Here is a 13,020-nt window from a genome sequence, read left to right on the forward strand (position 1 = left end):
CCCTCCTTCCTTTCATCGATGGGAAGCTGTATTTAGAATCTTTTCTTTGTCCTGGTATTGAATATCGTAAATGCGTTGATACGGTCCTCCATTGCTCAACAGCTCTTCATGCACCCCGCGTTCTTTCACGCTTCCATCTTCGAGAACGATGATTTCATCGGCGTGCTTCAACGAGGAAATGCGGTGGGCAATGATGAATGTCGTACGGCCTTTCATGACTTCCTGTAGAGCTTTTTGGATGTTGAACTCGGTTTCCATATCCACAGCTGAGGTCGCATCATCCAAAATGAGAACAGCAGGGTCAATAAGAATCGCGCGGGCAATCGCAATCCGCTGCTTCTGTCCGCCGGATAATCCCATGCCCCTCTCTCCAAGGAGCGTATCATAGCCTTCGGACAACTCCATGATAAACTCATGAGCCTGGGCTCTTTTGGCTGCATCAATCACATCATCCATAGTCGCATCTGGATTACCATAGGCGATATTTTCCTTGATCGAAGTCGAGAATAAAAACGATTCCTGGAGCACGAAGCCTATATTCTTCCGGAGGGTTCTCAATCCATAATCCGAAACCGGCCGGCCGTCGACAAGCACCTCCCCTTTTTCCGGTTCATAAAAACGGGTAATCAGCTGGGTGATACTCGTCTTGCCTGACCCTGTAGCTCCGATTAACCCGATCGTTTTCCCAGGTGGGGCATCAAAGCTGATCTCCTTTAGTGCTGAGTCATCATCCTCCACATACGTCAGTGTGACATCCTTGAAGGTGACATGGCCTTTCAGTCGTTCCTGATGGATGGCATCCTCCTTTTCGGTAATCTCTTCCGGAGCTTCTAATATCTCAAGCAGCCGCTCGCCGGATGCTTTGGCCTGTGAAAACTGGTTGATGACAAACCCCAGATTCATCAATGGACCGAGGATATACCATACAAAGCTGAAAAAGGCCACCAGCTCTCCAAGCTGGAGCGAGCCATTGATGACAAGATACCCGCCATAGGCCAGCAGTGCCACAACCGACACGTTTCCGATAAACTCCATCAGCGGAAAATAACGCGACCATATGTTGGAGGTGTCGATATACTTCGTCCTGTAGTCATTGCTGCGGTTGGAGAAACGACCGATTTCAAAATCCTCTCTGGAAAGAGATTTTACCGTGTTCATTCCACTGATATTTTCCTGTACTCTTGTATTCAATTTACCGAATGATTTCCGGATTTTACGAAAAGCCGGGTGCACACGGCGGTCAAACCGGTAGACGACTATCCCAAGAAACGGCATTGCAGCCATCGTGACCAGTGCCAGAGGAACGGAATAGTAAAACATGACAATCAAGCTGATCACAATCAACAGGACAATCCGGAGCAGTTCTGAAAAGCCAAAGGATAAAAAGAACCGGAAGCCTTCCACATCCGCTGTCAAACGGGACATCAGATCCCCCGTTTTCGCGTTGTCATAGTAACGGAAAGGCAGACGCTGCAGTTTCTTGTAAATTTCATCCCTGAGTGTGTAAACCGAACGTATGCCGAAATAATCTCCATAATACTGGTTGAAATATGTAGCGATTCCTTTAACAATCATAAGTCCGATAAAAGCAGCACATAAATAGGGAATTAAGCTGTACTGCTCCCCTGATACGGCATCGTCAATCGTTTTCTGCAAGACAATCGGATAAACCACGGTAATAGCTGTAACAAAAAGCAGGGCGAACATGGACCATAAAAAATAACTTTTAAACGGCCAGTAAAACTGTTTCAACTTTTTGAACGTATCCAAATCATGACCTCCTTCGCTGTCAACGTATTTATAAATATATCGGGTATCGAAATAAATTGCCACCCATTTGAAATAATTTTTAAAATTTTCTGTTAAGCCCTTTCCCGCTTTACCGCAGGATCTCAGCAAATGGCTCCTGGGTTCCCTTCCCCGGCTTTTGGATCTTGTCCAGCCTGAACAGCTCACGCCTGCCTATGTCTTTCCATTATATGCACAAGATTAGGGTGTCCCTATACGCCTCTTGGCAAATAGAAAGAAATGTAAAAAACGCAAGCGGATATGCGAAGTTTTATGCGTATTTTCGACAAATCATTGAAATCATCCCTTACGTTCCGCTATTCTATTAGAGAGGTCAGTACAAGGACATAAAGAAAGGAGCTCCATGCAGCTATGAATTTATTTGAAGAAGGAATGCAATTTAACCTCTCAGAGCTTGTCGAACTGCTCATTCAAGTCGGCTTGAAAGTGCTCGTACTCCTGATCGGTTATGCTATTGCAAAACCACTCGGCCGTAAAGCCATCGAATCGGCCATCAACCGCTTAAGTACCCAGAGGAAACTCTCCGAAGGACGGAATAAAACGTTACAGAAACTTTCTGTTAACCTCTTTTCCTATGCTCTTATTTTCATCCTCGTCATGATGCTCTTCAGTGCTGTCGGCATTGAAATCGGCCCTCTCCTTGCCGGTGCAGGAATCGTTGGTCTTGCGATCGGTTTCGGAGCCCAGGGTCTTGTGTCAGACATTGTCACCGGCTTTTTCATCCTGCTTGAACGTCAAGTGGAAGTGGATGATTACGTAACCGCCGGCGGTTATGACGGAATTGTCGAGGAAGTAGGCATCCGCACAACCCGCATCCGGAGCTTTGATGGAACGTTGAACTTCATTCCAAACCGCAACATTTCAGGTGTAGCCAACCACTCCCGCGGCAACATGCGTGCCCTTGTGGACATTGGCATCGGGTATGATGAGAACATTGACGAAGCAATGGCTGTCCTGCAGAAAGTGGCTCAGGACTTCCAAGAGGATGAACGCTTCAAAGAAGGTCCGGACGTCCTTGGTGTCCAAAGCCTCGGATCATCCGATATCGTCATCCGTATTCTTGGTAAGACGGAAAACATGGAACAGTGGGCCGTGGAACGCGACTTGAGAAAAGCGATGAAAGAAGCGCTTGATGCTGCAGGCATTGAAATTCCGTTCCCTCATCAAGTCTACGTTCATAAAAACGAAGAATAACAGAAAAACGCCCGGATGATTTGATCCGGGCGTTTTCTCATTCTTCCACTTTCCATATTTCCACTTTTTTTATCTGCCCTTTCACCATATCGACAACCTTAAAGGAATAGCCGCTGCTCACGACAACTGTCCCTTCTTCAGCCTCATAGTCCTGCGTATAAATCCAGCCGGATATTGTATCAATGTCCTCATGGTGAAGATGTACCTGGAAGTACTCATTAATATCCTGAACCGCTGTTTTCCCCTCGACGAGGTAGTGGCCGTTTTTCAAGCGTTTGATGTCCCGTTCCTCTTCTGCATCGAATTCATCCCTGATTTCCCCGACGATCTCTTCCAGGATATCCTCGACCGTCACGATACCGGCCGTCCCGCCATACTCATCAATCAGAACAGCCATATGGTTGTGCTCCTTCTGCATTTTCACCAACAGGTCATGAATGGGCACATTTTCGAACACTTTCATCACAGGCCTCATGAAAGGCCGGAGGGATGTATGATGTTCTGCATCATCAAACAACAGCTCTTTCATATGGATGATTCCGATCACTTCATCCTTATTCCCATCTATAACAGGATAACGGGTAAAACGATTCTGCTTCACTTCACGTATGATGTTGGACACCGGCTGATGGACATTGATCACAGCCATTTCTGTCCGGGGGATCATAATCTCCTTGGCTGTACGGTTATCAAATTCAAATATCCGGTCGACATACGTATATTCTGAACGGTTGATTTCGCCTTTTTGGTAGCTTTGGGATAATATATGGCGCAGTTCTTCTTCAGAATGAGCCTCTTCAGATTCATTCGCTGTATGAAATCCCATCATCCGTACAAAGATATTGGCAGCGCCGTTCAACAGCCAGATCAGCGGGTACATGACCTTGCTGTAGAGCATTAAAGGCCTGGATAAGACCAGCGTGAGCGCTTCTGCTTTTTGGATGGCTACTGTCTTCGGAGCGAGTTCCCCGAGTACGACATGAAGAAATGTGATGACGAAAAACGCAATCGCAAAGGAGAGCGTGTGGGTAACTCCTTCAGGAAGCGGAAAACGATCAAACAAAGGCCGGAGCAGGACATCCAGTGTCGGTTCGCCCAGCCACCCTAAACCGAGGGCTGTGATCGTGATTCCGAGCTGACACGCCGATAGATAGTAATCCAGGTCATTCAACACTTTCAAGGCGTTGCCCGCCCGTTTATCCCCATCGGAGGCAGCCGACTCAATCCGTGTTTTTCTCACTTTTACGATTGCAAATTCACTCGCTACAAAGAAAGCTGTCAAAATGATTAAAACCGCTACTGCAGATAACTTCAACACCGATTCCATTTCAGCCGATCCCCTCCACTATAGAAAAAGAGGAGTCGTCCCTCCTCTTTTTCGATCATTGCTTATGTGAACTTCTCCTACACATGTTTTACCATTACTGACGTATTCTAAACACCTTTCTCTAGTGTTCACATAAGCGGGGAAGCTATACGCCTGCTTACAAAGAACGAAGCGTTTGTTCGACAGTGTCAACGCCTACAACCAGCGCTTCCTCTTTCGGCATTAAAGAAGATTGATGCAGACCTGCCTCCGAGTCCACCCCAAGCCAGAACATAAAACCCGGAATCTCTTTCAACATGTATCCGAAATCTTCCCCTGTCATGGCCATAGGGGCTTCTTTGAACGTATAGGAAAGATTATTCATCACCTTTTGAAAAGCTTCCACCTGCTCCTTGTCGTTATACACCTGATGATAAGTGGAGCCGTAATCTATGGAAATGCTGCAGTCGTGGGCAATTTCAAACCCGCGCGCGATTTTTTCGATTTCTTCTTTCACAAGCTTCATGGATGCTGGAGAAAGAGTGCGGATCGTTCCTTCAAGCCTTGCTGTTTCTGCGATGATATTCTGTACAGTGCCGGCCTCGATTTTCCCTACGGTAATGACGGCACTGTCGAGCGGATCCATCCGGCGGGCCACAATCTGCTGGATGTGTGTAACAAACGTACTTGCCGCCACACCCATATCATGCGTCAGGTGAGGAAAGGCGGCATGCCCTCCTACCCCCTTGAAATCGATGAAAAGTTCACTCGTGTTGGCAAACAACAGGCCCGGACGCGAAGTCACTGTCCCGACAGGAAGGTCAGGAGCTACATGCAGCGCAAAAATAATATCCGGCTTCATTCGTTTCATTGGCTCAGAGGCCAGCATCGGCTCGGCTCCGCCCGGGCCTTCTTCCGCCGGCTGGAAGAGAAATACAATGTCGTCTTCTGCTGGCTGTTCAGCCAGCCGGGTCAATGCACCGAGGGCAATGGTCATATGAAAATCGTGCCCACACGCATGCATACGCCCTTCATGGATCGATGAAAACGGATAACCGGTGGTTTCTGTCAAAGGCAGGCCGTCGATATCTGCGCGGTACCCGATCGTCCGCTTCCCTTCTGTCCCTTTCACATAGACGAATACACCGGTCCTCCACGTTTCTACCGTTAACCTTTCCTGAGGCAGTGTATCAATATAGGAAAGTAAATAGGTCTGTGTTTTAAATTCTTCAAATCCCAATTCAGGGATTTGATGCAGTTCCCTGCGGATGTCTATCAGTTGATCCAGTTGCAAAACACTCACTCCTTCTATAGAAAAACCCTGCAGACCGCAGGGTATCAGACAGGCGCAGCCCGCTTTGGACTACGCCTGTATAAAGCTTATGAAGTGGAATTAGTTATCCAGCTTACGCAGCTCCTGTTTGATTTCTGTTTTTGATTTTGTCTGGTCATCAATTTCCTTGATCACTTTAGCCGGGGTTCCCGCCACGAGTGTGTTTGCCGGTACATCTTCAGTTACAATCGCTCCAGCTGCTACAACGGCACCTTCTCCAACTGTGACACCTTCAAGGACGACCGCATTGGCACCAATGACAACGCCGTCTTCTACTACAACCGGTTGGGCAGAAGGCGGCTCGATGACTCCCGCGAGAACGGCGCCTGCACCGATGTGGCAGTTCTTACCGACCGTCGCGCGGCCGCCGAGAACGACGTTCATATCAATCATTGTGCCTTCTCCGACTACGGATCCGATATTGATCATCGCTCCCAGCATGATCACCGCTCCATCACCGATTTCCACTTGATCACGGATCACAGCACCCGGCTCGATCCGTGCATTGACTTTCTTCAGGTCAAGCAGCGGGATGGCAGAGTTGCGGCGGTCATTTTCAAGGACATAATCCTCAATGTCATTTTCATACTGTTCAAGAAGTGGCTGAATGACTTTCCATTCTCCGAAAATGACACCTGTATTTCCAGTAATGAAGTCCTGGATCTGGTCACCAAACTCAAGGCTTTCCAGATTGTTACCTTTAAGATAAACCTTTACAGGTGTAGATTTTTCACTGTTTGAGATAAAAGAAATAATCTCGTTGGCATCCATTTGTTTCATCAGTCATTTCTTCCTCCTTTATGTATCTTTCATCCTTTACTTTATCAAAGGATGTCCGGGGTTATCAATCTTTTTTCGGAATTTGCAGAATCAGTAGAAAACTTACGGCCGCTAAAAGGACCAGACTGATGTATACGATATGAAGTCCCGAGGTCAGTCCATGCTGCAGTACGGCAAGAGCTTCTTCACCTAAAGACAGCCGTGTTTCTTCCCGGAGCAGGGCGTTCGTATCGTTAATGCTCAATTTACTGCCCATGCCGGCCTCCTCAATCGCCTCAGATACGCGGCTGTTCAGCAGACCGCCGAGAAGGGCTGCTCCAAGCGCACTTCCGATCGTCCTCATAAACATGTTGGAAGCCGTAGCGATCCCTCTTTCTCCCAAGTTACACTATTTTGAATGGAGACGATAAAAGAAGTGGTCGTCAATCCCATCCCGATTCCAATGAACAAAGAACCAGCTGCTGCGAATAAAGGTCCTTTCTCAGGAGAAAGCAAGGAAAAGAGAATGCTTCCCACTATAAGAGAAACACCGCCGGCGAGAGCTGTAGGTCTGAAACCGATCTTCAAATACAACCGTCCGGCAGCTGCTGATGCCGCCGGCCAGCCAATCGACATTGTTGTAAGGGTAAATCCTGCCACTGTAGCGGACTGCTCCATCACGCCCTGGACAAAAGCCGGAAGGTAACTGCTCACCCCGATCAAAATCATACCTGTAATCAGAGACGTGGCATTGGAGTAACGGATGGACCGGATCTGCCACAAGTCGAGCGGCATCATCGGGTCCTCCATCTTTCTTTCATGAATAATAAAAGCCAGGGCCCCTCCTGTGGAAATCACACCCAGTGCAGCCATCCCCCACGAAAGCCACGGGATGCTTGTCCCGCCCTCAACCAAAATGACAATCAAGGAACTGATCGTAATCATCACCCATACGGAACCGGGCAGGTCTACGCTCCGTTTTTCTTTCGTTTTCTCTTCCTTAAAGAAGAATAAAATGCCCAGCAGAGCCAGCATACCGAGAGGCAGGTTCATCCAGAAGACATAAGGCCAGCTGAGCACATCGACGAACAATCCGCCGAGCAGCGGTCCTGCGACTGCAGATATGCCCCACACACTGGACAGCCATCCTTGGATCCGGGCCCGTTCTTCTTTTGTATAGATATCTCCGACGATGGTGGTTGCTATCGGCATCAAAGCCCCTGCACCAAGTCCCTGTATCAGCCTTGCCCCAATCAGGACTTCCATTGAAGGCGCAAGCGCACATAAAACCGCTCCGGTTAGAAACAGACCGATGCCGGTCATAAACACGGGTTTCCGACCAAAAACATCAGAGAGACGGCCGAAGAGCAGAACGGTGGCCGCATTCGTCAAAAGATAAGCGGAGAACACCCATGAATACCATCGGAAACCGCCGAGGTCTGCAGCGATACTCGGCATGGCTGTTGAAACGATGGTAGCTTCAATAGCCGCCAGAAACATCGCCAGCATAATCGAAGCGAGGACCAGTCCTCTATTTTGTTGTGTATTCGACATATGTATCTCCACCTTTTTCGTTATAAAAAAAGATGACACCCGGTGGATGTCATCCATTTTACCATAGATGGAAGATTATGTTGTCTCCAGCATGGTATACTTCAACGTTTCATGATAGTGTTTGCTGAATTGTTTTAATATCGTTCTACGGGTCACAATACCGTCGAATTCGCCTTTGTCGTCTGTTACACATACAAAAGGATGATCGATCAGTTTGTGAAGCGCATCAATCATCGTCTGCTCCTTGGTGAGGCATGGGACTTGATCATCCATGACTTCCTTAACCATAATTTCAGAAAGACGGTTCATCTCGAATTCTTCTATACCAATCGTTTCCTCTAAAATTCTCGTTTTGCTGATCACACCTTGAAATGTATAGGATGGGTCCAGTACAGGAACAGCGGAATACCCGGATTTCACTAATACGAGCAGGGCATGCTCCAACGGGTTGCTGATTTGTACGTGGGCCACTTTCTCAGATGGAATCATCAGCTCAGATACTAATGGAATACGCAGTGTTTCTTTTTGTAAACTTACCATGTTCTACTTCACTCCTCTTTTTTTCACAAACATTGAAGGAGCAGAAAGAGACGTTCATTGGACCATAAACAGTTTATCATACATCATCCTAAAACTCGAACCGCAATTCCCGACAAATCTCTCTCTGACCAGGTTGACGATTATCTGATACCCCGATTCGCAGGCTGTCAAAACCTGTAAAACACACTTGGTCTTTATAATTTTTTCTTAACCGCTTATAATGAATATAACTGAACAATATTGGGGTTGAATCGATGCTGACACATACATTTACGAAAAAGGAAGAAATCGCAAATGCCGTAACTCACGGAATTGGAGCCGTCCTGAGTGTGGCTATGCTTGTCCTGCTGATAGTTTTCGCAAGTCTCGGAGGCAATGCGTGGCACATTACAAGTGTGACGATTTACGGAGTAACGATGCTCCTGCTCTACACTTCTTCGACTCTCGTCCATAGTTTTCCTCCCGGCCGCGCCAAAGATCTCTTTGAGATTTTCGACCATTCCGCCATCTATTTGTTTATTGCCGGGACGTATACACCGATTCTCCTCGTTCCACTGAGAAGTTCCCTCGGCTGGACGCTTTTCGGAATCGTGTGGGGAATTGCCATTCTGGGGATCGTTTTCAAAGTATTTTTCGTGAAAAAGTACGTCTTTATGTCCACGGTCTTCTACCTGCTGATGGGCTGGCTCATCGTTCTCGCCTGGGAGCCTTTGACTGCCCAGTTACCAGCTGCCGGCATCACCTACCTCGTCGTAGGAGGCGTCCTTTATTCCATCGGTTCCATCTTTTACGTTTGGAGAAGCTTCACCTACCACCATATGGTATGGCACCTGTTCGTACTCGGAGGGTCGATCCTTCACTTCTTCACGATTTTCTTTTATATCATCGGATAAAAAAACGCTGCGCTTTATGCGCAGCGTTTAGCTTTTAGAGAAACCTTTTTCCAAAGGAGTGGTCATCAATACTTGGTCATGGATAGGATTTTTCCCACGCAGGCCGCAGTAACGCAGCTTGTCCTGTTCTTTTGAAACGGCGGAGGAGCGATGCTTAACGTTCTCTTTTATCCGAGGGTAAAGCTGTCTTCCCACAGGCATCGTCACGAGGAGCGTTCGGTGGTGACGCCTGCGGGAACAGCGCGAGCCGAAGATCCACTTGGTCAAAAGGGTTTTCTTGACCAAGTTAGCTGAGGCCGTGCCCGCGGCAAGCATCCACCGATAAGCGGAACGTGTCACCCTCAACACGACAGGCGGACAACTCTAACTGGATAACACGGCTTTTTCTAAAGCCTGAACGCTGCGCTTTATGCGCAGCGTTTTTTATTTAGACTACATCGTATCCTTGATCTTCGACTGCTTCTTTCAAAGCTTCATTGGAGACCGTATCGTTATGAGAAACACGGACCTCTCCCGATTTCAGGTTGACATCGGCTTGTTCCACACCGGAAAGTCCGGCTAAAGCTCCTTCCACCGCTTTCTTGCAGTGGTCACATGTCATTCCTTCTACTTGGAGCATCATTTCCATTATCGTTCCTCCTTTACAATTTAACCCGCTTCAGTCTGAGAGCATTGGTTACAACACTGACCGAGCTGAAGGCCATGGCCGCACCAGCCACCCAGGGCGCGAGCAGCCCGAGCGCCGCCACCGGAATCCCTGCACTGTTGTAGGCGAGTGCCCAGAATAAATTCTGGCGGATGTTGCGCATCGTCTTCCTGCTGAGGGAAACGGCCTGGCTGAGATGGGCAAGGTCTCCTCCGACTAGAGTAATATCTGCGGTTTCAATCGCAACATCCGACCCAGTCCCGATCGCTACCCCTATATCGGCAACAGCAAGCGAAGGAGCATCGTTGATTCCATCCCCGACCATGGCTACTTTATGACCTTCCTGCTGCAGTTCCTTCACTTTTTCCGCTTTCTCTTCTGGAAGCACTTCTGCAAAGACGCCGTGAATGCCTACTTCCTTGGCAATCGCTTCAGCCGTCCGGCGGTTGTCTCCTGTGACCATGTACACATCCAGACCAAGCTTCTTCAAATCGGCAACAGCTTCCCTTGAGGATTCCTTCACCGTATCAGCCACAGCCATAATACCTGCAAGTGCAGCGTCGACAGCAATGAACATCGCTGTTTTCCCTTCCTGCTCAAAATCTGCCATTTTCGATTCATATGCCTCATAATCCAGCTGTTCCCGTTCCATCAATTTTCTCGTACCGATCATAATGTGGTGTCCCTCTATGTCTGCAATGACCCCATAGCCAGGAACGGCTTCAAATCGCTCAGGTTCTGCCAGCGCTGTCTCCTGCTTTCCCGCATAGTCAACGACCGCTTCCGCAAGCGGATGCTCAGATGCCGATTCCGCAGAAGCAGCGAGATGCAGCAGATCAAAACGATCATCAAACGATTCAAAGTTCGTGACTTCCGGTTTCCCTTTCGTAATGGTCCCCGTTTTATCCAACAGAATAGTGGTCAGGTTATGTGTCCCCTCCAAATATTCTCCGCCTTTGTATAAAATGCCGTGTTCTGCTCCCTTACCGGTCCCAACCATGATCGAGGTCGGCGTAGCAAGACCAAGAGCACAAGGGCAGGCAATAACAAGGACAGCAATCGCAGCCTCCAGAGCAGACCCCCATTCTCCTGGAGATACAAAGATCATCCATACTAAGAAAGTCATCAAGGCGATTCCGACGACAATCGGCACGAAAATTCCGGAAATCCGATCCGCTGTACGCTGGATGGGAGCTTTGGACCCCTGGGCCTCTTCGACGATTTTCACGATGCCGGAAAGAGCGGTATCCTTCCCTACCCTTTCCGCTGTCATTCGGATTGTACCATGCTTGTTGATGGTGGATCCGATGACCGCTTCTCCTTCCATTTTCTCGACCGGAATCGATTCACCGGTAATCATCGATTCGTCGATGGAAGTCATCCCGGAGCGGACCGTCCCGTCGACGGGTATTTTTTCTCCAGGTTTAACGATGAGCTCATCGCCCACCTGAACCTGTTCAACAGGAATTTTCTCTTCTTTTCCGTCTCTAAAAACGACAGCTTCCTTCGCCTGCAGATTCAGCAGGTGGGAAAGGGCGGCTGTTGTTCTTCCCTTAGCAAGGGCTTCAATCAACTTCCCTACGAGGATCAGCGTAATGAGGACGGCACTCGTTTCAAAATAAAGATCCGGCATCCCGTCTGATGCGCTCATCCAGCGGATCATTTCTACAACACTGTAAAAATAAGCCGCCGAGGTACCCAGCGCAACGAGTACATCCATGTTGGCACTCTTATTGGATAACGCCCGCCAGGCCCCTTTGTAAAACGGCGCCCCGATGTAAAACTGGACGGGAGTTGCCAGAAGAAATTGAAACCACGGATTCATCAGCAGTTCAGGCACGTAAAAAGCAAGACCAAAAGGAAGATGACCAGCCATCGTATATAGCAGAGGAAGGGAAAGGAGAGCCGAAATCCATAACCGGCGTTTCTTCTGTTGGATTTCCTCTTCTTTCTTTTCCTTCTGATCCTCCCGGTCACGTTTCACTACAGCACCGTATCCGAGCTTTTTCACGCGGGCAATGATATCATCGACCGTGACTTCCGATGGGTCATATTCCACGACTCCCGCTTCTGTCGCCAGATTAATGGCTGCCTCATTGACGCCATCCGTCCGGCTCAGCACTTTTTGGATGCGGGAGGAGCAGGCAGAGCATGTCATCCCTTCAATATCAAGTTCCAGCTTTTCCATGCGGAGACCATAGCCGAGTTTCTCCACCCGTTCTTTGATCTGACTGGCATCGACTTCATCATTACGGTAGGAAACAGACGCTTTTTCCATGGCCAGATTGACGTCTGCCTGTTCCACGCCATCCATTTTATTTAACACGTTTTCAATTCTGGAAGCACAGGCGGAACATGTCATTCCTGTTACACCAAATTGTATTTCTTTTGTATCTGACATATCATGATCCCTCCTTATTTGGAGAACTGCTGGACGACTTTCATTAATTCATCAATGGCTTCGTCTCCGTCTCCCTTTTGAATAGCATCTTTCACACAGTGGTGTGTATGCCGCTCAAGAAGAGAATAGCCGACACGTTTCAAGGCTTTATCTATAGCAGAAATCTGCACGAGAATATCGACGCAGTAACGGTCATCCTCGACCATTTTCTGGATACCACGGACTTGACCTTCAATTCTCCGCAGCCTGTTTACGACGGCCTGCTTTTCATCGTCGGTTCTTGGCGTCACCGGGGCTTTCCCGCTGTTCTCAGGTAATGAGTGCTCACACATGTTCTCCGCCTCCTTTGATAAGCTTAATATACCCGGTATAGGTATAGATAGTCAAAAGAAACGTTTGAAAATCTATGTAGGTTTCATATTTTCATAATTACTTACCGGGGGTATACAAAAGTGACATCTTATATAAAAAACTGATCGAATGGCTTACCATCCTCAGATGATGAAAGTCTTGAATGTTGTATAGCCGATCAACGGCTGGATCCTCGTCAACAAGGAATCAAAGAAGCGAGGGAGTCTAAGTACA

General features: G+C 48.1%; 12 protein-coding genes. 2 read left to right on the forward strand and 10 right to left on the reverse strand.

Going from position 1 to position 13,020, the window contains the following annotated elements; genetic code table 11:
* Positions 1–12: 12 nt before the first annotated feature.
* Positions 13–1,770: an ABC transporter ATP-binding protein gene (locus ACXADP_RS12185; RefSeq protein ID WP_474971539.1), complete on the reverse strand. Its 1,758-nt coding sequence runs from the start codon at positions 1,768–1,770 to the stop codon at positions 13–15.
* 390 nt (positions 1,771–2,160) lie between these two features.
* Here ACXADP_RS12185 and ACXADP_RS12190 point away from each other — a divergent pair, with 390 nt between their 5' ends.
* Complete coding sequence (locus tag ACXADP_RS12190) at positions 2,161–3,003, forward strand: mechanosensitive ion channel family protein (protein ID WP_474968361.1); 843 nt, start codon at positions 2,161–2,163, stop codon at positions 3,001–3,003.
* Between the two features lie 37 nt (positions 3,004–3,040).
* On the opposite strand, the gene ACXADP_RS12195 is transcribed toward ACXADP_RS12190, so the two are convergent.
* From ACXADP_RS12195 to cbpB, 6 genes are all read right to left on the reverse strand, one after another.
* Positions 3,041–4,330, reverse strand: a complete 1,290-nt coding sequence (locus ACXADP_RS12195) for a hemolysin family protein (protein ID WP_474968360.1) — start codon at positions 4,328–4,330, stop codon at positions 3,041–3,043.
* 157 nt (positions 4,331–4,487) lie between these two features.
* The gene (locus tag ACXADP_RS12200; RefSeq protein WP_474971540.1) at positions 4,488–5,603 is read right to left on the reverse strand and encodes an N-acetyldiaminopimelate deacetylase; all 1,116 of its coding nucleotides are present in this window, start codon (positions 5,601–5,603) and stop codon (positions 4,488–4,490) included.
* 99 nt (positions 5,604–5,702) lie between these two features.
* Positions 5,703–6,422, reverse strand: a complete 720-nt coding sequence (dapD, locus tag ACXADP_RS12205) for a 2,3,4,5-tetrahydropyridine-2,6-dicarboxylate N-acetyltransferase (RefSeq protein WP_474968358.1) — start codon at positions 6,420–6,422, stop codon at positions 5,703–5,705.
* A gap of 64 nt (positions 6,423–6,486) precedes the next feature.
* Positions 6,487–6,804 carry a hypothetical protein gene (locus ACXADP_RS12210; protein ID WP_474971541.1) on the reverse strand — a complete coding sequence of 106 codons (318 nt, stop codon included), beginning with the start codon at positions 6,802–6,804 and terminating at the stop codon, positions 6,487–6,489.
* The gene (locus ACXADP_RS12215; RefSeq protein ID WP_474971542.1) at positions 6,762–7,955 is read right to left on the reverse strand and encodes an MDR family MFS transporter; all 1,194 of its coding nucleotides are present in this window, start codon (positions 7,953–7,955) and stop codon (positions 6,762–6,764) included. The genes ACXADP_RS12210 and ACXADP_RS12215 overlap by 43 nt, the downstream gene beginning before the upstream one ends.
* A 75-nt stretch (positions 7,956–8,030) precedes the next feature.
* Positions 8,031–8,495 (reverse strand): cyclic-di-AMP-binding protein CbpB, encoded by a 465-nt coding sequence (gene cbpB / locus ACXADP_RS12220; protein ID WP_027954032.1) that lies wholly within the window; start codon positions 8,493–8,495, stop codon positions 8,031–8,033.
* 254 nt (positions 8,496–8,749) lie between these two features.
* Here cbpB and trhA point away from each other — a divergent pair, with 254 nt between their 5' ends.
* The gene (gene trhA, locus ACXADP_RS12225) at positions 8,750–9,388 is read left to right on the forward strand and encodes a PAQR family membrane homeostasis protein TrhA (RefSeq protein ID WP_474968356.1); all 639 of its coding nucleotides are present in this window, start codon (positions 8,750–8,752) and stop codon (positions 9,386–9,388) included.
* 427 nt (positions 9,389–9,815) lie between these two features.
* Here trhA and copZ read toward each other — a convergent pair whose 3' ends face one another.
* Genes copZ through ACXADP_RS12240 form a run of 3 tightly spaced genes read right to left on the reverse strand, consistent with a single transcriptional unit; the run spans position 9,816 to position 12,767 of the window.
* Positions 9,816–10,016 carry a copper chaperone CopZ gene (gene copZ, locus ACXADP_RS12230; RefSeq protein WP_474971543.1) on the reverse strand — a complete coding sequence of 67 codons (201 nt, stop codon included), beginning with the start codon at positions 10,014–10,016 and terminating at the stop codon, positions 9,816–9,818.
* 13 nt (positions 10,017–10,029) lie between these two features.
* Positions 10,030–12,435, reverse strand: coding sequence for a heavy metal translocating P-type ATPase (locus ACXADP_RS12235; RefSeq protein ID WP_474971544.1), 2,406 nt, complete (start codon positions 12,433–12,435; stop codon positions 10,030–10,032).
* A gap of 14 nt (positions 12,436–12,449) precedes the next feature.
* Complete coding sequence (locus ACXADP_RS12240) at positions 12,450–12,767, reverse strand: metal-sensing transcriptional repressor (protein ID WP_474968353.1); 318 nt, start codon at positions 12,765–12,767, stop codon at positions 12,450–12,452.
* Positions 12,768–13,020: the final 253 nt, after the last annotated feature.

It is taken from the genome of Halobacillus sp. AWH4_228 (genome assembly GCF_056158365.1).